Here is a 24119-nt window from a genome sequence, read left to right as displayed (position 1 = left end):
CTCCCCGGGCTCCCCGCCACCCCCGGTGGCCCGGCGCCTCAGGCGCCGACGGTGACGACCTCCGGCGTTCCGCCTCCCCGTTCGTTCTCCCCGGCGATGCGCAGGGCCTCTTCGATGAGCGTCTCCACGATCTTCGACTCGGGGACGGTCTTGATGACCTCGCCCTTCACGAAGATCTGGCCCTTGCCGTTGCCCGACGCGACGCCGAGGTCCGCCTCCCGCGCCTCGCCCGGCCCGTTGACGACGCAGCCCATGACCGCCACCCGCAGCGGTACCTCCATACCCTCAAGGCCGGCGCTGACCTCGGCCGCGAGCTTGTAGACGTCCACCTGGGCACGGCCGCACGAGGGACAGGAGACGATGTCCAGCCGGCGCGGCCGCAGGTTCAGTGCCTGGAGGATCTGGGTACCGACCTTGACCTCTTCCACCGGGGGAGCCGACAGCGACACCCGGATGGTGTCGCCGATGCCCTGCCGCAGCAGGGCGCCGAAGGCCACCGCGGACTTCACGGTGCCCTGGAAGGCGGGCCCTGCCTCGGTGACCCCGAGGTGCAGGGGGTAGTCGCAGGATTCGGCGAGGAGTTCGTAGGCCCGCACCATGACGACGGGGTCGTTGTGCTTGACCGAGATCTTGATGTCGTGGAAGTCGTGCTCGGCGAAGAGACCCGCCTCCCACAGGGCGGACTCGACCAGGGCTTCCGGGGTCGCCTTGCCGTGCTTGGCGAGCAGCCGGGCGTCGAGTGACCCGGCGTTGACGCCGATCCGGATCGGCGTGCCGTGGTCCTTGGCGGCGCGGGCGATGTCCCCGACCTTGTCGTCGAACCTCTTGATGTTGCCGGGGTTCACGCGCACCCCGGCACAGCCCGCCTCGATCGCGGCGAAGACGTAGCGTGGCTGGAAGTGGATGTCAGCGATCACCGGGACGCCCGACTTCCGCGCGATGTCGGGCAGGGCGTCCGCGTCGTCCTGGGACGGGCAGGCCACCCGCACGATGTCGCAGCCTGCCGCGGTCAGTTCGGCGATCTGCTGGAGCGTGGCGTTCACGTCGGCGGTCACCGTGGTGGTCATGGATTGCACGGCGACCGGGGACTGGCTGCCCACGCCGACGGTGCCCACGCGCAACTGGCGGGTGGGACGGCGCGGCGCGAGCACCGGGGCCGGAGCCTGGGGCATTCCGAGAGGGACCGACATGTTTCCTCTTTCTGTGTGTCAGAGGCGCCCTGAGCGTCACGGGGCGCGGTGCGTCACGGGGCGCTGTACGTCACGGGGCGCCGCGACGCGCAGGCCGGGCACGAGCTGGAGCAGCGACAGGGGTACCACATGCCGTTGTGCGACGCACCGTCGCTTTCCGGTCACTCCGGCCTGGTCGAGGACGAAGGTGGCCGTGCACGATGCCCCGGTGCAGGGCGATGGACAGCTCGACGACGCCCAGGTCGGGGCCCAGATGCCCCCGCTGCGGGAGACCTTCTCCACCAGGAGAGCGCGGATCTCGGCGGCGAGGCGCCGCGCCCCGGCCGGGCTCAGTTCCCGGAGGTCCTCGGGCCCGTTCGGTGTTCCGAGGTGTGGCATGGGCACGCCTTCCGTCGTTGCCCACCTGCTGCCGGATCGGGGGGCGGGCGGTCGCGGGCGGGCCCTTCAACGGTCTCGGTAGGCCACCTGATGCGCCATGGAGGCCAGTTCGTCTCTCCAGGCATCCGACAGCGGCGCGTCCCGCAACGCGGACACCGCGCGGGTCACGAGACGGTCGACGCGGTCCTCGACCTCGGCCCGGACCCCGCTCTCGGTCAGCAGTGCGCGCAGTTCGACGGCCTCCGCCCGGCCGACGCCGCCGCCGCGCGGAAGTACCAGGGCGCGGACGCGCTCGTCGCGCTGGACGGCCAGGGCCAGCAACAGGGTCATCTTGTGCTGCTCGAAGTCCAGCCCGGCCGGCTTGCCGGTCACCTCGCCGTCGCCGAAGGCGTCGATGAGGTCGTCGCGCAGCTGGAAAGCCTCGCCCAGCGCGCGCCCGTACTCCTCGAAGGACGCGGAGAGGTCCGACCTGCCCGCGAGGAGCGCGCCGATGCTCAGGGGCCGGTGGATGGAGTAGTGCCCCGACTTGCAGACGGCGATCCGGCGGGACGCCTCCGGGTCGGCGTCGTACTCCGCCGCCAGGGACACGTCGAGGAACTGGCCGACCATCATCTCCGATCGCATGCGGGCCCATTCGTCGAGCACGGGGGGCGGGGCGCCGCCGACGAGCTGGTCGGCGTAGACGAGGGCGAGGTCACCGGCGAGTATCGCGGCGTTCTCCCCGAAGCGTTCCGGTCCTCCCCGCCAGCCCGCCGCACGATGCGCGTCGGCCTGGGCCACGTGCAGCGTGGGCCTGCCACGGCGCCGGTCGGAGGAGTCGAGGACGTCGTCGTGCAGGAGGGCCGACACGTGCAGCAGCTCCAGCCCGGCGGCGAGCCGGGCGAGCGCGGGCTCGTCCGCGTCGCCGCCGGCGGCGAGATACCCCGAGACGCAGAACGCCGGGCGCAGCCGCTTGCCGCCCGCCGCGACCAGGTCGCCGATCCCGTCGATCAGGACGAGCGCCCGTGGTGCGCCGGTCTCCCACCTGTCGCGTTCAGCGGCCAGTAGCGCTTCGATGGCCAGCTCCACCTCGCGCAGCACACCCGTGCGGGTCTCCTGGAGCGATGCGGCCCCCGGCCGGGGGGTGGCGCCCGGCACGACGTCGGCGGATGTGGTCACTGTGCCTCCTCGGCCAGGGGGGTGCTGGGAACGCGGTGGGTCACCGGGTCGGCGAGCCGCGCGGGCAGGGAGAAGACGACGTCCTCGGTGACCCCCCGGTCCACTTCGACGTCGGGGAAGCCCAGCTCGCCGAGCCTCCTCGGCTCCGCCAGAACGACACGCGGCTGCTGAGATCCCATGGAACTCCCTTCCACAAACCCCTCTTCGCTCAGGGACTCCTGAGGTGTTCTGGTGCCGGGGCCCGGAGAAAAGCGTAGGCGACATGCTCGACGCTGCCGATACTGTGCAGGCTCCACCGACATCGCCGACGCGGCACCCGGTTGTGCAACCACGGGAATTCCCCGGTTGTTCACCGGGGTTCACACGCGGGAGCCCCGTATTCTTGGCCGACTGCCGACTCGGCACTCCCCCCACACACAGAACACGGCCGCGGAAACCTCCCGCCGGCCGTAACGACGGGTATGCGGAAAATCCCAGGAGCGTCCATGAATCATTCCGGCATAGCGCGAATACTGCGGGCGGCCACCGTCACCACGGCACTGGCCGTGACCGCCGTGGTGGCCGTGCCCGCCACGGCCGGGGCCGCGGCGGCGCCGGCTTCGACGGTGACGGGCCAGGTCGCGGCTCAGGGTGAGACGGTCGTCGTCGACGGCGTGCTGAACTTTCGCGACGCCGGCGGGCTGCCCACACGCGACGGCAAGCGCCTCCGGCAGGGCGTCCTCTACCGGTCCGGGCAGCTGGACGAGGTCACCGACGACGGGCTGCGGACCCTGTCGGACCTCGGCCTGACGTCGGTCATCGACTTCCGCACCGAGGCGCAGCGCGCCGAGCACCCGGACCGGCTGCCGCCCGCGGTCGCCTACCTCCCGCTCCCCGTCGAGGCGGGCGGCGAACTCCAGTCCTTCGCCGACCTCCTCGCGATGACACCCGAGGAGCAGGAAGCGCTGCTGGGAGACGGCAAGGCCCGACAGATGATGATCGACTCGAGCCGGGACTTCGTGACGGACCCGGGCAAGCGCGCCCAGTTCGCCACGGCCCTGCACGAGATCGCGAACGGTGACGGCGCCACCCTCGTCCACTGCACCGGCGGGAGGGACCGCACCGGGGTGATGACGGCGATCGTCCAGGGACTCCTCGGCGTCTCCCGGGATGACGTCATCGCCGACTATCTGCGCTCCAACACCGAACTCGCGGACTGGAAGGCCTCCGTCCTGGCCCAGCTCGAGGCGGCCGGCATGGAGAACCCGCAGCTCGTCGAGCCGCTTCTGGAGGTGGACGCGGCCTACCTGGAGGCCTCCGCGGACGCCGCGATCGACACCTACGGCTCGCTGTGGGCCTTCGCCCGGGATGGCCTGAACGTGGACTCCGCGACGCTGGGCAAGCTGCGCGACCGGCTGCTGGAGTGAGGCCCCGGCCGCGGGCACGGCCCGGCGGCCGGACCGGACACGGGAGTGCACCCGCCCAAGGACGGCGGGGGCACTCCCGTCGGTGCGGCTACCGCTCGTGGATCTCCACGGAGCCCGTCGTGCCGTCCACGGTCACGAGCATCCCGTCGGTCAGCAGCTCGGTTCCGTTGCCCGTGGCGAGGGCCGCCGGGATGCCGTACTCACGGGCGATGATCGCGGCGTGCGACAGGGCTCCGCCGGTGTCCGTCACCAGGGCGCCGATGCTGGGGAAGACCACCGACCAGACCGGCGAGGTGATGGGGCAGACGAGGACGTCCCCGGCCCGGATCTTGTCGAACTCGTCCTCGCTCAGAACGACCCTGACGACGCCGGTGTACCGGCCGGCCGCACCCGGCACGCCGCCGATCCTCCCGCTGCCGCTCTCGGCCGGAGCCGTCGGGGTGCCCGCCAGGTGCTGCATCGTCCACTGGAAGGCGCCCATCGTCTCGCGGACCTCGGCGGGCAGCTGGTCCATGGGAGGCGGCGGTCCGGGGCGCTCGCCGTAGCTGGCCGGGCCCGGGTTCTCCAGGGCCCAGCGGTGCTCACCGCGTCGCTCGGTCACCCGGTCCCTGACGTCGGTGTCCTGCTCCAGCGCTCGCCGCGCCTCCTCGACCTCCAGGAAGAAGACGTGCTCGGTCGCGTCGAGCAGGCCGCGTGTCACCAGGCGCCGGGCCACCTCCAGCATGGTCCAGCGCAGAAGGGCGTTGGGCGCGCTGACGGTCCAGTACTCGTTGTCCTCGCGCACGGGGTAGGCGAGCTCGGCGCCCTTCAGCAGCTTGCCGAACCGGTCGGCCTCATCGCGTCCGGCCAGTTCGGCCCGGGCCTTGGCCACCGCCTCCCCGCGGGTCTCGGCGGCCGAGGTACCCGTTCGGCCGAGGTCCTTGTCCTGGACGATCTGGTCCCGCAGCAGTGACAGGATCAGCTCGGGCCGCTCGCCGAGCGCCGGGTTGGCCAGCTCGTACTGGAGGGCGCGGCAGCCGTACTCGCTCCGGTAGGACTCGAAGGCCCCGGCGAACTCGGGGTCCTCCTCCAGGAGGGCACGCAGTTCGGTGAGACCGGGCGAGCCCTCCAGCCGCGCCGCCGCCTTCCGGGCGAGTTCCGCCATCGCCAGGCCGGGTCCGGTGGACTCGGTGGACAGGCCGGCCAGCAGCTCGAAGACGCGGCTCTGGTCCCAGCCCAGCCCACCGGTGAGATAGAGGCCGAACCGTCCGAGAGCGATGGACACCGCACCGAGCAGCCGGAAGTGGACCTCGGTTCCGTCCCGGTGCAGGGTGCGCAGCGTGGACACGTGCTCGGCCAGCTCCGCGTCGGACAGCCGCGCCACGTCGACCTCGCGCAGGGCGGCGATCCGCTCGGCGAAACCGGGACGCTCGCTCTCCAGCCAGGTGGTGATCGCCTGCCCGGCGCGGTCGTTGCGCAGGGCTTCGGCGCAGACGCCCATGCGTGCCGGGATCTCGGCGGGGGGCAGCGGGACCGTGCCCGTGTAGCGCCAGCCGCCGATCGTACGGAAGGCCTGCCCCTTGATCAGCAGCCCGAACTCGGCACAGACGTCCTCCAGCACCGCGTTGTTGTAGTCGAGCAGCTCGCGGGTCATGGGCAGCAGCGGCACCGGGGCGTGGGTGGTGTCCTTGGCCCAGAAGCCCTGCGGCGGGTCGACGGTGATGGGCACCGCGGCGGGGACGGCGTCGGCGATGGCGGTGATCGGCCGGGCCTGCAGCAGGTGGAGCCGCTCACCGTCGTGGGCCCACTCGATGTCGGTGGGGCCGCCCATGACCTCGGCCACCCGCTCGGCCAGGTCGGCGACCTCCCGGGCTCCTTCCGCGGTGAGGGCCCCGTGCCTGCCGTCGGTGTTGACGGGCTCGCCGGCGCCGCCCGCCGGGACGACCCATTCGTCCGGCGACACCTCGCCGGAGACGAGCTGCTCACCGATCCCGGGGACGGCGCTGACCAGCACCTCGTCGCGGGCGCCGGTGACCGGGTTCGCGGTGAAGGCCACGCCGGCGGTCCGGGCGGGCACCATGCGCTGGACGAAGACCGCGAGCGGGGACTCGCCCTCGGCACCGCTGGCCGAGCGGTACTCGCGCACGGCCGCGGAGAAGGCGGAGGCCCAGCAGGAGCGCAGGGCCTCGCCGAGCGCCTGCCGCCCCTCGACGTTCAGGACGGTGGTGTACTGGCCGGCGTGCGAGGCGTGGGCGCCGTCCTCGTCGATACCGGACGAGCGCACGGCGAGCGGTCCCTCAAGGCGGGCGGCGACCTCCCGGACCGTGTCGCGGAGCGCGGAGTCGAGTTCACCGTCGCGGACCGCCTGGGCGCCGAGCGTCTCCAGAGTGGCCACCTGACGGGACATGGCGGCCGCGGTGAAGACGCAGCCGTCGGGCACGGGGAAGCCCGCCCGCTTCATCCGCGCCAGGACCGCGGCCTTGGCACCGACCTCGGCCCGGTCCAAGGCCCTGGGGTCGTCGAGCGGAACCATGAGCGGCGCCGCTTGTGACTCGTTACTCACTCGGTCTCCTCATCAGGCATATCAGTCAGGTCGGACATGGCGTCTCCCCCGAAGCGGGCCGGACCGCGCACGGGCCCCGTCCCCGCGCCTCCGAGCGGCACGGACTGCCGCCAGTGGTCAACCCGCCTTCATATCCAGCACATTGACACCACGTCGTGCGTTCACCGTACCGAGATGCGGGCCTGGCCAACCAGCGCTTGCCCGCACAGCCGACGCACAGTCGACGCGCGGGCTCCGCCGCCGGCGGCGCGTGGTCGGTCAGGGGCCGGACCCCTCCGCGTGGCCACCGACGGCACACAGCGCGCGCATGGTGCGCTCCGGCTGATCGACGACGAACAGATGTGCCCCCTCGATCACGTGAGTCGATCGCGGAGCCAGCATGTCCCGCAGAACGGACAGGGAACCGGGCGGGCACGCGGTGTCCTCGCTCCCCCCGAGGAGATGCAGCGGAGCGTCCACCGGCTCCGGCTTCCACCCCTGTCGGCCCAGCACGGACAGGTCTGCCCGGAGGTCGGGAAGAAGGAGCCGCACCGCGAGGTCCTCGGGAACGTCGAGCCGGGGGAGGATGCCGCGGCGCGTCGCCTCGGCCAGCAGCGCGCGGTCGTCCAGCCGCAGCAGTTCGCGCGAGGAGTCCCCGGGGGCCGGCGGCGCCGACAGCACGAACTGCGTGTCGTCGAGGAGATGGCCGGGCGCCAGCGCTGCCAGGCGGTTGGCCACCGCGGCGCCCAGGCTGTGCCCCAGCACCAGGGCGGGACCCCCCAGGTCCTCGGCCAACAGGCCGAGGTAGAAGCGGGCCAGCTCCTCCAGTTCCATCCCGTACGCCCCACGGCGGACCGGCGGTTGCACCCCGACGACCCGCCAGCCCTCGGGGGCGCAGCGGGCCAGCCGGACGAACGACCGTGCGGAACCGCCCGCGAAGGGCAGGCAGACCAGCGCGGGACCGCTTCCCGCCCGCAGAACGACGCGTTCGGGGCCCGACCTCATCGCCGTTCCAGTTCGCGCTGGCGGATGAGGAACCGCGCCGTCTTGCCGGTGGACGTCGTGGGCAGGGCGTCCACCACGCGCAGGACGCGGGGGCGTTTGAAGGGCGGCAGGGTCCGCCGCAACTCCGCGAGGACCGTGCCCTTCAGCGTGTCGTCGGCCTCGGCGTCCGGGACGACGTAGGCGATGATGCGCGTGATGTCGTCGTCGTCGGGGACTCCGACGACCGCGCAGGCGTCCACCCCCGGAACCGCGAGGATCCTGTCCTCCACCTCCGACGGGACGATCTTCATTCCGCCGATGTTGAGGATGCTGTCGGACCGGCCGAGGTAGAGCCAGCCCTGGGCGGGGTCCTCCGCCATCGTGTCGCCGGTGTAGACCCAGCCGTCGCGGAAGGTCCGCGCGCTGAGGTCGGGACGGTTCCAGTAGCGGTCCGCGACGCTGGGCCCGCGCACCCGCAGATGCCCCATACCGCCGGGGGGCAGCCTGCGGCCCTCGTCGTCGCAGACCTCCGCCTCGAAACCGGGCACCGGTAGACCGGTGGCCCCGGGGGTGAACACCGCCGGGTCAGTGGCCATGAAGATGTGCAGGCACTCGGTGGAGCCCAGCCCGTTGACCACGCGCAGACCGAGGGTCTCCAGCAGCCGGTTGGCGAGCTGCGGGCCGAGGTGTTCACCGGCCGACACCGCCATCCGCACCGTGGAGAGCTCCAGCCGCCGGGACGCCTGCGGCATGGACAGCAGCGCCGCGTACAGCGTCGGCACCGCGAACAGCAGCGTGGGCCTGGTGCGGCGCAGGAGGTCGGCGACGGCATGCGGCTCGGCGCGGCCGGCGAAGAGGACCGCGCTCGCTCCGACGGAGAACGGCAGCAGGACGGAGTTGCCGAAGCCGTAGCCGAAGGGAAGCTTGGCGCTGGACAGGACGCGGTCCTCCCGGGTGATGCCCAGGTGCTTCCCCAGGCCCTGCGGGAAGGCGAGCAGCCCCCGGTGCAGGTGGACCACGCCCTTGGGCCGACCGGTGCTGCCCGAGGTGTACTGGATGAGGGCGGGGTCCTCCGGCGCACGGTCGACCACCGCCTCCAGCGGCGCGGCCCGTTCCATCTCCTCGACCAGGCCCTTGACCCGTCCGCCGCCCGGCCCGTGGCTGAACAGCGCGACGTGGGGGGCCCCGTCGGCGAGGCGCAGTGCCACCTCGGTGTCCGGGCGTTCGAGGACGACGGCACGGGCACCGGAGTCCTCGATCACGTACACCTGCTCGTCCGCGGTGAGCAGCGGGCTGACGGGTACGGGGACGGCTCCCGCCCGCATGGCCGCGAGAACGCAGACCACGGCGGTGGCGCTGTCGCGCAGGACGGTCACCACCCGGTCGCCCGGGCCCACGGACGCCTCGGTCAGGACCCGGGCCGCACGGCGGACCCGCTCGGCCAGCCCACGGTAGGTCAGTTCGCCCTCTTCGCTGATCAGGCACAGGGCGTCGGCGGTGTCCTCGTCCACATGCCGGTCGAGATACCACCAGGCAGCGTTGGTCGGCTTGGCGTGCTCGTTCATGCCGTGTCCTCCTCTGGGCTCGGGCCGCCCAGGAGGACGGCGGTGGCCTTGCCTCCACGGTCCACGCCCAGGCAGAGCGCGAGCGGGCCGGCGGCCGGAACCGGGGTGCGCGGCGGGGGCCCGCCGGGCGGGGGCGGGACGACGCCGCGGGCGAGGACCTCCGCCGCGACGACGACGGCCAGCATGCCGTCGGCACCTCCGGTCCGGCCGGTGGTCCACGTGGCGTCGCACACCGGCAGGCGGGCCCCGAAGACAGCGCCGAGACCCGCGTGCTCGGCTGCCCGCTCGGTATCGCCGCCGGAGGTGGTGACCGCCACCCCCACCTCGTCGCGGTGGCGGCCGGCCTGCCCCAGGGCCCGACGGGCCGCCTCCGCCGCGGCCTCGGCGAGCGCTTCCCCCACCGTGGCCTCGGTGTCGGAGTCGGTGAGCGCGGCGGTGGCCTGACCGGTTCCCAGGACCCGGGCCACCGCCCGGTCGGCGGCCTTCGCCGCGGGCTCCAGAACGGCGACGGCCGCCGCTTCGCCGTGCGGCGGTTCCCCCGGCGCCGACGTGGGCGGGACGGCCGCCGACAAGGTGTCCAGGCCCGCGGCCACGACGGCCTCGCAGCCGGACCCGTTCAGCTGCCGGGCACCGGTCACGAGCGCTTCCAGACCGGCTGTGACCCCGCAGGAGAGCGTCAGGTTGGGGCCGCGCGCCCCCAGGTGGACGGACAGCTGAGCCGCGGGTGCGTTGTACGCCGCCTGGGGCCCCCAGACCGGATTGACGGCGCCCGGCCCCGCCCCCGTCCCGTTGTGGATGGCCAGATACTCGTTGCGGCCGGACCCGAGGGTCCCCACGACGACGCCGACCCGGTCGGTGTGGGGAGCGAGACCGCTCCCCGTGGTGTGCGTGGCGTACAGCAGGAGGCGGCTGTCCCGGCCGAGGGTTCGATCGGTCCTGCCGTCCACCACCCCGGCGAGGTCCAGCGGTGCGCTGACATGGGCGGCGCGGACCTCGCGGTCCGTGCTCCCCTCGGCGCGCAGGGCGGCGGGGACCGGGGTGGCGACCAGCGGAATGCGCCGGGTGGTGACCCGCCGCCTCCCACGGTGGAGGTCGTCCATGAGCTCGGCCACCGATGTTCCGGAGGCCGTCACCGCTCCGACGGATGTGACGACGACGCCTGTCGAGTGCTGCGCGGCATTCCGTGAACGCACAATCATTCCTCTGGGCTGTGGGACGGGGCGGTCGCGAGGGCTCGGGTCTCAACCGGGTCTCAACCGGTTCTCAACCGGTGAACGTGGTGAGGACGACCGCGGAGGTACTGCCGCCGAATCCGAAGGCGTTGCTGAGGGTCACGTGGACGGGCATGTCCCGCGCCGGGCCTCTGATCACGTCCAGGCCGGCACAGCTGTCGTCGGGATCGAGCAGCGTGGGGTTCCCGGGCACCCGGCCGTGCCGAAGTGCCAGGACGCAGACGATCGCCTCCAGCGCGCTCGCGCCGCCCTGCGCGTGGCCGAGCATCCCCTTGATCGAGGACACCGCGGGCCTGCCGCGGTCGGAGGCGAAGAAGCGGCCGATGCAGTCGGCTTCGAGCGAGTCGTTGGCGGGAGTGCCGGTACCGTGCGCGCTCACGTAGTCGACGTCGCGTGGTGCGAGCCCCGCCTGGGCGAGACTTGCCTCCATGCAGCGCATCATGCCCACGCCCTGCGGGTGCGGGGCCGTCATGTGGTGTGCGTCCGCGGCCACCGCGTAGCCGGGCAGCTCGGCGAGGATGTCGGCCCCGCGCGCCGTCGCGTGTTCCAGCGACTCCAGCACCAGGCAGCCCGCGGCCTCGGACGGCAGCATGCCACGCCGGTTGCGGTCGAAGGGCCGCACCTGGTCGGGTGCCAGCGCCCGCAGGGTGGTGAAGAGCTGGAAGACCGTCTCCGACAGCTCGTCCACGCCCCCGGCCACCATGGCGTCGGCCTCACCGGAGCGGATGTGGTCGGCGGCCATCGCGATGGCCGTGTTGCCCGCCGCGCACCCGGCCGCGACCACGTGCCGCGGACCGCGGAGGCCGTGGCGGTGTGCCGGCTCCCGGGCCAGCGACTGCGGCGCGTCCCAGGACGGTTCGCCCTCGATCGGTGTGCCCTGACGGCGCAGCTCCTCGAGGTGCGGGCGAGTGCCCATCACCGTCCCCAGCACGATGCCGGTGCGCAGCCGGGCGTCGTGCCCGCACAGTCCGGCGTCCCGCAGCGCCGCGTCCACGGCGTGACGGGTGTAGCGCACGGACCGGGGCACGCGCGTATCGCCGGGTGCGCCCGGTTCCGTCAGCGACGGGTCGGACACCTCGCAGGCGAGGTGGGTGGGGTATCCCTCGGTCCCGAACCGGGTGACCGGACCGGTGGCCACCACCCCCGACGTGACGTCCTTCCAGAAGGAGTCGACGTCCGACCCCAGCGGGGACACCAGACCCAGGCCCGTCACCACGACCCGGTGGTGGCCCCGGGCGTCACGAAGCATGGCGGACCACCTGCAGGGAGAGGGCCTCGACGGTGTCTCCGGCCGCGGCCTCCTCATCGGTGAAGCGGATGTTGAACCGGGCCTCGAGGTGTGCGATCACCTCCAGCTTCTGCATGGAGTCGCCACCGAGGTCGTCGTAGAAGTGGGCCTGCGGTGTCACGCCGTCCCGCGGCAGGGTCAGGACGTCGGCGATGACCTCGCTGACCGCGGCCCGGATCTCGTTCTCGTTCATGAAGGCTCCTTGGCAATCGGGGGTGCGCCGAGCAGGCGGATCCACCGGCGCATGTGCTCGGCGCTCAGGCCACCCGACCAGTGCAGGGACCGAGAGGCCACGGCCCAGTAGGCGGCGCTCGTGACGACCGCGGCGATCGTGGCCGGCGCGGGGTCGGACACCACCAGGACGAGCGCGAGGAAGTAGAAGGTGTACTGGTGCATGACCTCGCGGGCCGCCGCACGGTCCGCCGGCACCGTGGCGCGGGACGCGGCCGAGACCACGAGGGCCGAGAGCACCACGAGGGGGACGATCGTCCACGCGGCGGCGGGCAGGGCGTCCAGCGCGGTGAACAGCGCCAGCAGCAGGAAGGGGGTACCGATCAGCGTGTAGACGGCGGCACCGCGGCGGAACCTGATCAGCAGAAGCCACAGACTGGAGTAGTCGAGCCGCTTGTCCCCCTCCACGTCGGTGATGTCCTTGATCCCGGACAGGCCCAGGCTGAAGGTCACCAGCACCGTGACGGCGGGCAGCACCGGCGAGAGCAGGGTGTCGGTTCCGCCGTGCACGGCCCACCCGGTCAGCAGGGGCAGGAACAGGGGGCAGGTCAGCGCGAGCAGCGAGAGCACCCGGTGCCGCTTGAAGGCGGGCCCGAGGGAGTAGCCGACGGCGACGGCGAAGTTCGCCAGGAGCAGCACCGGGAGCCAGAAGCCCGGCTCCGCCCAGACCATCGCCACGCCCGTCAGCGCATAGAGGGTCCAGGCGCCGACGGCGACCGTGGTGAGCCTGGACCAGCCGAACTCCTCGATCAGCGCCGTGCGTTCCGGCCGGTTGACCACGTCCGCCTCCCGGTCGGCGATCCGGTTGACCGACTCGGTTCCCACGCAGTACGCGAGCCAGACCACCGCCCCGAACAGGCCCCACATGACGTTGAGCCGGTCGTTGACCGCCAGCCCGACGGAGAAGCCCACCCAGTAGTAGGCGGTGAAGCGGATGCTGCAGCTGCGCAGCATGAGCAGGACGGCTCGGCCCGCGGACGGCCTGGGTATGCGCGCCGTGTCGGCGTCGGGCGCGCTCACTGAGGGCCCCGCTTCCGCACGGCCACCGGAAGCGCGGCCGGCCCGCGCAGCCCCATGCCGGGCTTGTAGGTGACGGTCTCCTCCGTCCTCCTCACGGAGGAGAACCGCTTGGTCAGGCCGATGAACGCCTCCTTGGCCATCATCGTGGCCAGTGGAGCGCCCAGACAGTAGTGGATGCCCCTGCCGAAGGACAGGTGCGTGCGGTCCTCACGGTCGATGTCGAACACGTCGGGGTCGGAGATGACCCGTTCGTCGCGGTTCGCCGAGGCGACGAGCAGGATCACGGCGTCACCGGGCTCGATCACCTGCCCGTGAAGTTCGATCCGCTCCAGGGCGATACGGCCGACCTGGTGGGCGGGAGGCTCCAGCCTCAGGATCTCCTCCAGGACGCGGTCCATGACGGCCGGCTCCTCGGCGAGGCGCGAGAAGACCTCCGGATGCCGGGAGAGGAGGATGACGGCGTTGCCCAGCAGATTGGAGAAGGTCTCCTGCGCGGCCACGACGAGGAGGACACAGGTGGCGGCGATCTCCTGGGTGGTCAGGGCGCCCTCCTCGTCCCGGGCGCGGACCAACCGGGAGATCAGGTCGTCGTCCCGGCTGTCCCCGCGCCGCTGCGCGAGCTCGACGAAGTACCCGGTGCACTCGGCGACGGCCGTGCGGCGGGCCTCGGCGGCCTCGGGGGGCAGCGCGACGTCCAGGTCGAGCAGTCCGGCGATCTCAGCCGACCAGGCGGTGAACCGGTGCTCGTCCTCGGCGGGGATGGCCAGCATCGTGCTGAGCACCCGGATGGGCATGGGGGCGGCCAGTCGCTCCATCAGGTCGAACCGGTCGGGCACACCGCTCAGCAGGTCGTCAACGATGCCGGTCACGGCGTCGTTGAGCGCCGTGACCGTGGCCGGGGTGAACGCCTGGGAGACCAGTGCGCGCAGCCGCGTGTGCTCGGGTGGGTCCGTCAGCATGAACAGCTTGGCGTCCCAGTCGTCCAGCCCCAGCCCCAGGAAGGGCGGCGGCTCGTCCCCCGCATCCCCCATGATCTGCTGGAAGAACTTCGAGTTGGCGAAGTCCTTGCCCATGCGGCGGTCGCGGAGCAGCGTCTCGCAGTCCTCGTACCGGCTGACGAGGAACACACCGAGCGGACCACGCATCACCGGGTATCTGTCGCGGAGCGTGCGATAGGCCGGATACGGATCCGCGTGCAGGGCCGGGTCCGCCGGGTTGAAGGAATCGACGGGAGGGGAACCGTCGGCCGCACTCCGAGGGACGGAGGAAACGTCGTCCACCCCCTCGGACGCGGGGGCCGCCTCGTCGAGTTCGGTCACGTTGTCCCTCCCTTCTCTCCACGGGGATTCAAGTCGTCCGCGGAAACGGGACCTGAAGAGATGCGAGGGAAAAGGGAAACAGCCGGGTAACTGTGGGTCAAGTGTGGTCAAGCAGAGTCCGTGCACAGTCGAACAGTCCCCGGGTCGCTGCGGTACCTTCCCGGGGAGGGGGCGACGCACGGTACGGTCAACTCACCCTGTGTGCACCGGGGTTGTAGCTGTGAGGGAGAGTGTGTTGAGCGGCCGTCGAAATCCATGGGCAGCGCTCGGCGCACTGTGCCTGGGCTTCTTCATGATCATGGTCGACACGACGATCGTGAACATCGCCGTACCCGTCCTGATGGACGATCTGGACGCCGGACTCGGCGACGTGCTCTGGGTCGTCAACGCCTACGTCCTGGTCTACGCGGCCCTGCTGGTCGCCTCCGGCCGGCTCGGGGACCTGCTCGGCCAGAAGCGTGTGTACCTCGTGGGCCTGCTCCTGTTCACGGCGGCCTCCGCCTGGTGCGGACTCTCCGACGACGTGGCCTCGCTCGTCGCCGCCCGGTCCGTGCAGGGTCTGGGGGCCGCGCTGCTCACCCCGCAGACGACCGCGTTCATCGCGCTGCTGTTTCCGAGGGAGCGGCGCGGCGCCGCTTACGGGATGTGGAGCGGAGTCGCGGGGCTCGCCACGATCACCGGTCCGCTGCTGGGCGGCTTCGTCGTCACGCGGTACGGCTGGGAGTGGCTGTTCTTCATCAACGTGCCCATCGGCCTGACCTGCATGTGCCTGGTGATCGCCCTGGTGCCCGGACAGCGGGCGGGTCGGCGCACCGGCCTCGACCTGCCCGGCACGGCCCTGGTCTCCGCGGGCCTGTTCGCGCTGGCCTTCGGGCTTCTGGAGGGAGAACGCTACGACTGGGGCACGATCTCCGGCCCGCTCAGCATCCCCGCCGTCCTCGCTCTCGCCGTCGTGCTGCTGCTGGCCTTCGCATGGCAGCAGCGCCGCAGCCGCCATCCGCTGATCCCGGGGGCGCTGCTCGCGCACCGCGACTTCGTGTGGTCGAACGCGGTGGTCGCGCTGGTCACGTTCGCCATGGCCGGGAGCCTGCTCCTGCTGATGCTGTACCTCCAGACGGCCCTGGACCTGTCCCCCCTGCGTGCCGGGCTGACCACCGCACCGCTGTCGGCGGCCTTCGGCGTGGTCGGTGTCCTCGTCGGCAGACGCTCCACCATCGCGAACAGCAAGACCCTGCTGCTGGCCGGGCTGGGGGTGTACGCGACCGGGCTGGCGGCCACCGCGTACACCGCCGATCCGGGGACCTCACCGTGGCTGCTGCTGCTTCCCATGCTGGTCTGCGGTGTCGGGCTGGGCTTCGTGTTCTCCCCCATGTCCAACCTCGCGCTGGGCCAGCTCGACCGGTCGCTGGCGGGCGCGGCGTCCGGCGTCTACAACACGACGCGTCAGGTGGGCAACGTGCTGGGCAGCGCCGTCTTCGGCGTGCTCCTCCAGATGCTGTACGCCGAGCGGGTCGTCGACCACGGGCGGGAGCGGGTCGGGGAGTTGCCCCCCGAGGCCCAGCGGACGTTCACCGAGACGGTCGACGACATGGCCACCGCGGGCCTGGAGGAACTGGGCTCGGGACCGGACGGCGCCGGCACCGGCGGGCTCCCGGACGGGACGGCCCGGGCGTTCGAGCGGCTGGTCGACGACGTCTTCACCCAGGGGCTCGGTGAGGGGCTGCGTCTTGCGATGCTCGGCACCGTCGCCGTGGTGCTGCTGGCGATGCTCTCCTGCCGGGGCCTGCGCCGAAGGGGCGCGCCGTCCAAGGAGGACATCTCCCCGGTTGCACAGCCACGGGAGTCCGACGGGGTGGGCCGGGCCCGCTGAGCTCGGCCACCGCACCACGCCGGTTCAGGTCCGGAGCATCTCCCCCAGGAGGAAGGCGAGTTCCAGAGCCTGCCGCCGGTTCAGACGCGGTGCCCGCGCCACCGCTCCGCGCCGGTCGGGGTCCCCGGCGCGGAGCACGTGGTCCCCACCCGGGCACCCGGCGCTGTCGTCTCCGGTGAACTCCACCCGCACACCGCCCCCACGCGTGCCGAGCTCACGGTGTACGGCGAAGAAGCCGCTCAGCTCGTCGACGAGATCGTCGAACCGGCAGGTCCGGCGGCCGTCGGGGGTCTCGAAGAGGTTGCCGTGCACCGGGTCGCAGACCCAGGCCACCGGCGCGGCGTTCCCCGTCACCTTCTCCACCAGAACCGGCAGCAGGTCGCGGACGCGGTCGGTGCCCATCCCCACCACGAGCGTCAGACGGCCGGGCTCCCCCTCGGGGTTGAGGCGGTCGACGCAGGACAGCGTCTCGTCGGCGGTCACCGAGGGGCCCAGCGTCACCGCCACCGGGTTGCCGAGGCGTGCGCACCGTGCCACGTGCGCACCGTCCAGGTGGCCGGCGCGCTGCCCGACCCACTGGAGGTGACCGCTCGCGGCGTACGCGCGCCCGGTGGCGGGGTGGGCACACGTCGGCACCGCCCCGTCCGGGAGGGGCGGGCCCTCGCCCCCGGTGAAGAACTCCACGGCGCCCGTGCCGCGCGGATCCGCGCCGTAGGCCCGCATGAAGCGCATGGCCCGGTCGATCTCCGCGCCCGTGCGGACGTGGCGACCGCCCGTGGGAGAACGGGCGAGGAACTCCAGGTTCCGCAGGTGGGCCTGGTGCAGCCCGGCCTGGGCGCTGCGGGCGAAGGCGCGGATGAGGTTCAGCGTGGCGGCCGACGTCTCGGGCCGGTGCCCGAGGCCGCCGGTGACGACGACGGGAACCGACGCGGCGTGGGCCAGCACCACGGACATCTGGAGGAGTGTCTCCAGCTTGTCCCGGAGGGGATCGGCGGACCTGCCCGCGGTGGGACCCGTGTAGTCGCCGCACTGGAGGAGGAACGCCCTGCCCCGGGCGACCTCGGACAGACGCGAGACCAGCACGTTGCACTCCTGGGCGGATACGAGTTCGGGCCCGCCGGAGCCCACCGGCGCGGCCGCGGTGGGCTCCGGTGCCGCCGGGGGGAGCCGGGGGTCGTGAGCGTGCGGGACGTGGATCCGCGCCGCGCGGCCACCCGCGCGCATCAGACGACCGAGGGGACGTCGTCGGCCTTGACCCGCGAGGCGAGTCGCTGCCAGCGTTCCGCGCACTGCGTCGCCAGCGCGGAGACGATCTGCGCGCGGTGCGGCGGAACCGACTCGGCGACGCGGTCCCAGAGGTGGGGGTCGAGCACATGCGGCTCCACCATGCGCAGCAGCTGCCGGCCGTGCTCCGACATCCGCAGTGACGGGTCGCGGCACAGGCTGCGGAAGATCTCGGACGGCTCCTGTTCGAGCGGGCCCGCTCCGACGTCGGCGGCCGCCCCGGCGGCCGGCGGGCAGGCCGGCGCGGGGCCGGGGTCCTGGGAGGCCGCCGAGTCTCCCCGGGCCCTCTGCCGGGGCGGTACGACGTCCTCGCCCCGGCTCAGCCGGGCCCGGACGTCGCGCACCGTGCCCGGCGAGATGCCCGCCTGTCTCGCGATGACGCGGAGCGAGGCCTCGGGGGACTCGAGGATCAGCCGGCCGGCGATCCGGCGGCCCTCCGCGCTGCTGACCGGACGCGTCCTGCCGTCTCTGCCGATCCGGCTGGTGGTGTCGGAGCCCGCCCCGCCGAGCCTGCGGCGCTGCGCCCCCACGGTCTTGGCGGACAGGCCGGTGGCCGCGGCGATCGCGCGGTTCGACCACTGCGGGTGCGAGCGGAGTATGCGCCCCGCCGCCGCGGTGCGTTCGGACAACGAGAGCGGCAGGCCGTGCCACACGTTGGCCCGTACCGCGAAGACGAAGGCGTCCTGCGCCGACCCGTCGAAGAACCGCGCGGAGATCTCCTTCTCCCCGCGCAGTTCGGCGGCGCGCAGCCGGTGCATCCCGTCGATGACACGCATCGTGGCCCGGTGGACCACGATGGAGGGTAACTCCGCGTCGGAGCCCGCCAGCAGTCGAACGTGTTCGGCGCTCTCCGCCTCCTCGCGGAGCGCGTCGGCCGGGGGGCGGAGCGAGGCCACCGGCACCCGGCGCACCTCGAACTGCTCCGCCACACCACCCGGGTACGCCACATCCGTCGAGTGGACCTGCGTTGGCCCGTCAGTACCGAGGACCATGTCGTCGAACCCCTCCCCGGGCTCTCACCGTCGAACCAGCCGTGCAACTGGGGACGTTCCCCCGGATGATCGTACGACCGGACGGTCCAGAAGCGCTCGTCCCGGAGTCGAGGGCACCCGGGCCCGACGTGGCGCGACGCCCGGGCGTCGGCCGGCCGGCGGACCCCTGAGAGAGCCTGGGTGACGTCAAGTCGCCCGTCCCCGACCCTGTGAGGCCCCGCGTCGGCGCCGGTACCGCCCAGCCCGAGTTCGCGCGCACCGAGCGGGGCGGAGAAGCGCTGGACGTCGGCCCCGGACCGACCGGGGACGTGGCCCTCGACGGTGCGACTCGGTGGCCGACGGTGGCGGCGGGCGCCGGACGTCGGCGGGCCGCCGCCACCGCGTGGCTCAGCCGGGGAGGTCCGCTCCCGTGGGGAGCGGGGGTTCGGCCTCGGCCCGGGCCAGCTCCCGGTCCGTCAGCAGCCGGGAACGGAGCAGGAACCGGACCCCTTCGGGTGCCTCCAGGGAGAATCCGCTCCCCCGTCCGGGGACGATGTCCACGGTCAGATGGGTGTGCCGCCAGCGGTCGTACTGCTCCGCACTCATCCAGAAGGGCGTGTCGCCCTGAACGCGTCCGAGCAGGACGTCCGCACCGCCCACACGGAACTCGCCGCGCGGATAGCACATGGGCGAACTGCCGTCGCAGCAGCCACCGGACTGGTGGAACATCAGCGGGCCGTGCAGTGACTCGAGCCGGCGCAGGAGGTCGGCCGCGGCGTGGCTCAGCTCCACGCGGCGGACCCGCTCGGTGCCGGGAACGGCAGGCATCAGAAGAATCCGAGCTTCTGCGGGGCGTAGCTGACCAGGAGGTTCTTGGTCTGCTGGTAGTGGTCGAGCATCATCTTGTGGTTCTCGCGGCCGATGCCCGAGCTCTTGTAGCCGCCGAACGCCGCGTGCGCCGGATAGGCGTGGTAGCAGTTGGTCCACACCCGGCCCGCCCTGATCGCCCGGCCGAGCCGGTAGGCGTCGTTCGCATCGCGGCTCCACACCCCGGCGCCGAGCCCGTAGAGGGTGTCATTGGCGATCTTCACGGCCTCGTCCACCGAGTCGAAGGTGGTCACGGAGACCACCGGACCGAAGATCTCCTCCTGGAAGACGCGCATGTCGTTGGTCCCGCGGAAGATGGTCGGCTCGACGTAGAAGCCGCCCTCCAGGCCCGGCACGGTACGCGCGCCGCCGCCGGTGAGGATCTCGGCCCCCTCCTGGGTGCCGATGTCGATGTAGGACAGAATCTTCTCGTACTGGTCGTTGCTGGCCTGGGCACCGATCATGGTCGCCGGGTCCAGGGGATCGCCCGCCGTGATGGCCCGCGTGCGTTCGATGCAGCGCTCCATGAACGCGTCGTAGATCGAGGAGTGGATCAGGGCGCGTGAGGGGCACGTGCACACCTCGCCCTGATTGAGCGCGAACATCACGAAACCCTCGACCGCCTTGTCCAGGAACTCGTCGTCGGCGGCCAGGACGTCCGGCAGGAAGATGTTCGGGCTCTTGCCGCCCAGCTCCAGCGTGACGGGGATGATGTTCTCGCTGGCGTACTGCATGATCAGCCGACCGGTCGTGGTCTCGCCGGTGAAGGCGATCTTGGCGATGCGGGGGCTGGACGCCAGCGGCTTGCCCGCCTCGACCCCGAAGCCGTTGACGACGTTGACGACGCCCGGGGGCAGGAGGTCCGCGATCAGCTCGACGACGAGCAGCAGGCTGACCGGCGTCTGCTCGGCCGGCTTGATCACCACGCAGTTCCCGGCGGCCAGGGCGGGCGCGAGCTTCCACGCGGCCATGAGGATGGGGAAGTTCCACGGGATGATCTGGCCGACGACGCCCAGCGGTTCGTGGAAGTGGTAGGCGACGGTGTCGGCGTCGATCTCGCCGATGCTGCCCTCCTGGGCGCGCACGGCCCCGGCGAAGTAGCGGAAGTGGTCGACGGCCAGCGGCAGGTCCGCGGCGAGCGTCTCCCGGACGGGCTTGCCGTTCTCCCAGGTCTCGGCGACCGCGAGCTTCTCCAGATTCTCCTCGATCCGGTCCGCGATCCGGTTCAGCACACGGGCGCGCTCGGCGGGGGACGTGGTGCCCCAGGCGTCGGCGGCCGCGTGGGCGGCGTCCAGCGCGGCCTCGACGTCGGCGGCGGAGGAGCGGGCCACCTCGCAGAAGTCCTCTCCCGTGACCGGGGAGGGGTTCGCGAAGTAGCGGCCTTCGGCGGGAGCGGCCCAGTCGCCGCCGATGAAGTTGTCATAGCGCGGGGCGAAACTGACGACGCTGCCCTCACGGCCCGGCTGCGCGTACACCATGGCGGCTCTCCTCGGTGAGCGGGGTGGTGGATGGTCTGGTGCCTCGGCGGGCGGACGGCACCGTCACCGTCCGCCCGGGCCCACCCTCCCGGTTCGAGGTTGGCGGGAGGTTGGCGCTCTCCGCCCTCGGGGCCTGTTCGGGTCAGTGCCGCAGGGCGCGGTGGAGGCGGCCGAGGACGAGGCCCCGGCGGACGTCGTCGCGGGCGAGCAGGGCGAGTGCGTGCTCGTGCACGGCCACGTCGTCCGGGGACCGTTCCCCGTGCCGCAGCGCGTGCTCGGCACGGACGCTGGCCAGCACCGCCTCGCGCACGGCGACGTCGAGATGGCTGCGCCACTCCAGGACGCCCGGCGCCTCCGAGCCGGGAAGCAGCGGCCCCCGGTAACGCCGCAGGGCGGTATCGGTGTCGCCGCGCTCCAGGGCACGCAGCACCTCCACCGCGTCGCAGCGCACGGGAACCGTCAGCGCGTAGTGCCGGGTGGCGACCGCGCCGCCGAGTGTGCGGCGCAGGTGGGACATCTCGGCCTTGAAGGTGGAGGCCGTCACCGGACGGTCGCCGTAGAGTGCCGTGCGCAGCCGTTGGGGCGAGAACCCGTCGGGTTCCAGCGCCAGCAGGGTGAGGATCTCCACCTGGCGGGGCGGCAGCGCCAGCCGGCTCCCTCCCCGGTCGGCGTACCCGGCCCCGAGGCAGGTCAGCCGCACCGGGTCCGGCTTCCGGCGGACGTCGGCCTCGTTCACGCCCGCGTCGCGCAGTCCGGCCTCGATGCGGGAAGTGAGGCCGCGGACGGTGGACATGGCCAGCGGATGCGAACGGTCCCAGGTGGTGGAGAGGTCCAGCACGCCCAGGACGCGGCCGTCGGGCCCGTGGATGGGCGCGCAATAGCAGACCCAGCCGTGCAGGGCGGTCACCAGGTGCTCGGCGGAGAAGACGCTGCTCGGACGTCCGGTACGCAGGGCCAGGGAGAGCGCGTTGGTGCCCATGGCCGCCTCGTCCCAGCGACCACCGGGCGCGAAGTTGACGCGCTCGGCACGGCGGCGCATGGTCGTGCCGCCGCAGGTCCACAGGATGGTGCCGCTCTCATCGGTGACGGCGCTGACGAAACCGGCATCGTCGGCGACCCCGCGCAGTTCGGCGGCGAGGGCGCGCACCGGGGCGCGCAGCGGCGAGCTCGCCCAGCGGTGGTGCACGGCGCCGTCCTCCGCCACGGGAGCGCTGGTCTGCCGCGGGTCGACACTGCCGAGCGAGCGGGCCCAGGACTCGGTCACCTCCCGGCGCAGCGCCTGGGGGACGTCGGACGGCGGCCCGGCCTCGCCCAGTGCGGGCACGAGCCGCGACCACGCGTGCTCCAAGGTGGCCCTGCGCCGCCTGAGTTCGCCCGTGACCGCCATGCGCTTCCCCCCTGTCCTCGTACGGGGACTGCCGAAGACCGGCCCCCGTGCGCTCGGGACGCGCGGCGGGAGTGCGGCTCCGTCCCGAAGTCTTCGGCGAGGGAGGGCGGAACGCAAGGTGGCGTCGGCGGTCGCGAGCGCGGGCACCACCGCGCGTGGGGTACGGGGCGCCCGCGGTCGACGCCGACCTGGGCGCTTTCGGGCCGCGTCGGCCGGGTGACGGCGGCCGCCCCGGGTCAGTCGCCCTCGTTGGGGACGACGCGGGTGACCTCGCCGTTCGGGTCCGCCTCCAGGAAGCCGACCTGGCGGTAGTCGTTCGACAGGTAGACGGCCATGCCCAGTGGGGTGTCGAACGTCGGGTCGGGGGCGCGCACGACGAGGTAGCGCGAGGTGACGTCCTCGACGTTGAGCTCCTTGTCGGCCCGCCGGAGCAGGGAGGGGAGGGCGTCCCAGTCGAGGTCGTCGATGCTGAACGGGCTCTCCAGCGCGCCGACCGAACCCTGGATGATGCCCTTCTCCGCCCCGCGCTCGGGGCGATAGCTCCAGCTGTCGTACCGGCTGTCGCTGCCGTCGACCATGACGTTGGCCGAGACGTGCGTCTGGTGGACGGTGAAGGAGCTCATGCGGTCCGTGCCCGTTGCCTCCCTGAGCGCCTCCACGGCGGTGCGGATGCCGTCCGGGGTGAGCAGGTCCGTCGGCGGCTCCTCGGCGGGGCGGTCCGGCCCCTCGGTCTCCGGGTTCCGGGCGGGTGTCGCGGTGGGCTCGGGGGTGCGCGGCTCCGCGGCCGTGCGGGACGGCTTCGCCGCCGGGTCGCCGTCACCGTCCCCGTCGCCGTCGCCGCCCCACGGCAGGACGGTGGCCACGAGGACGCCCGTCAGCACGGCCGCGGCGACCGAGGCGGCCAGCGCGATGCGGCGACCCCGGCGTACGGGGCGCTTCGGGACGGCGTCCCGGGGCGGCTCCACCGGTCCGGTCGGAGCGGAGGGCGGGCTGACGCGGTAGGAGGTGACGGCCTCACCGACGGACGGCGGGGCGTCGGCGGGCTCGGACTGCGGGACGGGGTGGCCGCCCTCGACCGCCGCGAGCAGGGCGTCCAGGGCCGCGGCGGAGGGCCGGGCGGCCGGGTCCTTGCGCAGCGCCGCCGTCAGCACGGCCGTGAGCGGACCGGCCTGCGCCGGCGGCGGCAGCTCCTCGTTGAGGACGGCGGCCAGCGTGGCGAGGGTGCTGTCCTTGCGCAGCGGGTGGCGGCCCTCCACAGCCACGTAGAGCATCATCGCCAGCGACCACAGATCCGCCCCCGGGCCGCCGGTCTGGCCCGAGATGCGCTCCGGTGCCATGTAGTCGGGGGTCCCGATGACGGAGCCGGTGGCCGTGAGCGCCGTCGCCTCCCGGACGGCCGCGATGCCGAAGTCGGTGAGGACCGGACGCCCGTCGGGCCGCAGCAGGACGTTCGCGGGCTTGACGTCGCGGTGCTCGATGCCCGCCTCGTGGGCGGCCCGCAGCGCGGCGAGCAGTTCCCGGCCCAGCCGGGCGGCGTCGCGGGGCGCCATCGGGCCGCGCGCGAGCCGGTCGGCCAGCGAACCGCCCGTCACCAGCTCCATGACGAGCCACGGGTAGGGGTGTTCGCCGCCGTCCACGACGTGGTGGATGGTCACCACGCCGGGATGGTCGACGCGGGCCAGCGCCCGTGCCTCCCGCAGCACCCGGGCCCGCAGCGTGGCGGCGGCCTGGGGGTCGAACTCGGCCAGCTCCGGGTCGGGCGGCCGGACCTCCTTCAGTGCCACAGCCCGGTCCAGCACGAGGTCCCGCGCCCGCCACACCATGCCCATGCCGCCACCGCCGAGGCGCGCCTCCAGCGCGAAGCGGCCGTCGATCACCCGTCTGCCGGGCTCCCCCTCCGTCATACGAAGGATGCTACGAGACCCCACCGACGGGCCCACACCGGCCCGGCGACGCCGCGAAGCCGGCGG

Annotated in this window: 20 protein-coding genes; 2 read left to right on the top strand and 18 right to left on the bottom strand. The window is 73.0% G+C overall.

The genetic code is table 11. The annotated features are described in order from the left end of the window. Window positions 1-38: 38 nt before the first annotated feature. From ispG to O7609_RS21500, 4 genes are all read right to left on the bottom strand, one after another. Complete coding sequence (ispG, locus tag O7609_RS21515; protein WP_269735362.1) at window positions 39-1190, bottom strand: flavodoxin-dependent (E)-4-hydroxy-3-methylbut-2-enyl-diphosphate synthase; 1152 nt, start codon at window positions 1188-1190, stop codon at window positions 39-41. A 36-nt stretch (window positions 1191-1226) separates the two neighbouring features. Continuing rightward, window positions 1227-1568 (bottom strand): hypothetical protein, encoded by a 342-nt coding sequence (locus O7609_RS21510; protein WP_269737309.1) that lies wholly within the window; start codon window positions 1566-1568, stop codon window positions 1227-1229. Between the two features lie 66 nt (window positions 1569-1634). After that, a complete protein-coding gene (locus tag O7609_RS21505; RefSeq protein ID WP_269735363.1) occupies window positions 1635-2726 on the bottom strand; it encodes a polyprenyl synthetase family protein in 1092 nt (363 codons plus the stop codon). Further along, window positions 2723-2905: a hypothetical protein gene (locus O7609_RS21500; RefSeq protein WP_269735364.1), complete on the bottom strand. Its 183-nt coding sequence runs from the start codon at window positions 2903-2905 to the stop codon at window positions 2723-2725. Before O7609_RS21500 ends, O7609_RS21505 begins: the two co-directional genes overlap by 4 nt. 306 nt (window positions 2906-3211) lie before the next feature. Here O7609_RS21500 and O7609_RS21495 point away from each other — a divergent pair, with 306 nt between their 5' ends. Next, window positions 3212-4132, top strand: coding sequence for a tyrosine-protein phosphatase (locus tag O7609_RS21495; protein ID WP_269744068.1), 921 nt, complete (start codon window positions 3212-3214; stop codon window positions 4130-4132). Between the two features lie 88 nt (window positions 4133-4220). Here O7609_RS21495 and O7609_RS21490 read toward each other — a convergent pair whose 3' ends face one another. From O7609_RS21490 to O7609_RS21455, 8 genes are all read right to left on the bottom strand, one after another. Then, a complete protein-coding gene (locus O7609_RS21490) occupies window positions 4221-6674 on the bottom strand; it encodes a PEP/pyruvate-binding domain-containing protein (protein WP_269735366.1) in 2454 nt (817 codons plus the stop codon). Window positions 6675-6932: 258 nt separating this feature from the next. Further along, the gene (locus O7609_RS21485) at window positions 6933-7658 is read right to left on the bottom strand and encodes a thioesterase II family protein (protein WP_269735367.1); all 726 of its coding nucleotides are present in this window, start codon (window positions 7656-7658) and stop codon (window positions 6933-6935) included. Continuing rightward, window positions 7655-9202, bottom strand: coding sequence for a benzoate-CoA ligase family protein (locus O7609_RS21480; RefSeq protein ID WP_269744067.1), 1548 nt, complete (start codon window positions 9200-9202; stop codon window positions 7655-7657). Before O7609_RS21480 ends, O7609_RS21485 begins: the two co-directional genes overlap by 4 nt. Next, the gene (locus O7609_RS21475; protein ID WP_269735369.1) at window positions 9199-10401 is read right to left on the bottom strand and encodes a beta-ketoacyl synthase N-terminal-like domain-containing protein; all 1203 of its coding nucleotides are present in this window, start codon (window positions 10399-10401) and stop codon (window positions 9199-9201) included. Before O7609_RS21475 ends, O7609_RS21480 begins: the two co-directional genes overlap by 4 nt. Window positions 10402-10465: 64 nt before the next feature. Continuing rightward, window positions 10466-11683, bottom strand: a complete 1218-nt coding sequence (locus tag O7609_RS21470) for a beta-ketoacyl-[acyl-carrier-protein] synthase family protein (protein WP_269735370.1) — start codon at window positions 11681-11683, stop codon at window positions 10466-10468. Then, window positions 11673-11915 carry an acyl carrier protein gene (locus O7609_RS21465; RefSeq protein ID WP_269735371.1) on the bottom strand — a complete coding sequence of 81 codons (243 nt, stop codon included), beginning with the start codon at window positions 11913-11915 and terminating at the stop codon, window positions 11673-11675. The genes O7609_RS21470 and O7609_RS21465 overlap by 11 nt, the downstream gene beginning before the upstream one ends. After that, on the bottom strand, window positions 11912-12973 hold the full coding sequence (locus O7609_RS21460) for a UbiA family prenyltransferase (RefSeq protein ID WP_269735372.1): 1062 nt from the start codon (window positions 12971-12973) through the stop codon (window positions 11912-11914). The genes O7609_RS21465 and O7609_RS21460 overlap by 4 nt, the downstream gene beginning before the upstream one ends. Then, on the bottom strand, window positions 12970-14292 hold the full coding sequence (locus O7609_RS21455; protein ID WP_269735373.1) for a cytochrome P450: 1323 nt from the start codon (window positions 14290-14292) through the stop codon (window positions 12970-12972). The genes O7609_RS21460 and O7609_RS21455 overlap by 4 nt, the downstream gene beginning before the upstream one ends. Window positions 14293-14527: 235 nt before the next feature. Between O7609_RS21455 and O7609_RS21450 the strand changes: the two genes are divergently transcribed. Beyond that, window positions 14528-16162: an MFS transporter gene (locus tag O7609_RS21450; protein ID WP_269744066.1), complete on the top strand. Its 1635-nt coding sequence runs from the start codon at window positions 14528-14530 to the stop codon at window positions 16160-16162. 24 nt (window positions 16163-16186) lie between these two features. On the opposite strand, the gene O7609_RS21445 is transcribed toward O7609_RS21450, so the two are convergent. From O7609_RS21445 to O7609_RS21420, 6 genes are all read right to left on the bottom strand, one after another. Then, complete coding sequence (locus tag O7609_RS21445; protein WP_269744065.1) at window positions 16187-17386, bottom strand: 3-deoxy-7-phosphoheptulonate synthase; 1200 nt, start codon at window positions 17384-17386, stop codon at window positions 16187-16189. Beyond that, window positions 17386-18438 (bottom strand): ParB/RepB/Spo0J family partition protein, encoded by a 1053-nt coding sequence (locus O7609_RS21440; protein ID WP_269744064.1) that lies wholly within the window; start codon window positions 18436-18438, stop codon window positions 17386-17388. Before O7609_RS21440 ends, O7609_RS21445 begins: the two co-directional genes overlap by 1 nt. A 387-nt stretch (window positions 18439-18825) precedes the next feature. Beyond that, window positions 18826-19245 (bottom strand): DUF779 domain-containing protein, encoded by a 420-nt coding sequence (locus O7609_RS21435; protein ID WP_269735377.1) that lies wholly within the window; start codon window positions 19243-19245, stop codon window positions 18826-18828. Continuing rightward, window positions 19245-20762, bottom strand: a complete 1518-nt coding sequence (exaC, locus tag O7609_RS21430) for an acetaldehyde dehydrogenase ExaC (RefSeq protein WP_269735378.1) — start codon at window positions 20760-20762, stop codon at window positions 19245-19247. Before exaC ends, O7609_RS21435 begins: the two co-directional genes overlap by 1 nt. Before the next feature lie 142 nt (window positions 20763-20904). Further along, complete coding sequence (locus tag O7609_RS21425) at window positions 20905-22149, bottom strand: GAF domain-containing protein (RefSeq protein ID WP_269744063.1); 1245 nt, start codon at window positions 22147-22149, stop codon at window positions 20905-20907. 236 nt (window positions 22150-22385) lie between these two features. Continuing rightward, complete coding sequence (locus tag O7609_RS21420; RefSeq protein ID WP_269735380.1) at window positions 22386-24053, bottom strand: serine/threonine-protein kinase; 1668 nt, start codon at window positions 24051-24053, stop codon at window positions 22386-22388. Window positions 24054-24119: the final 66 nt, after the last annotated feature.

Source organism: Streptomyces sp. WMMC1477 (assembly GCF_027460245.1).
Taxonomy (GTDB): Bacteria; Actinomycetota; Actinomycetes; order Streptomycetales; family Streptomycetaceae; genus Streptomyces.
This window is presented reverse-complemented; position numbering and strand designations above follow the sequence as displayed.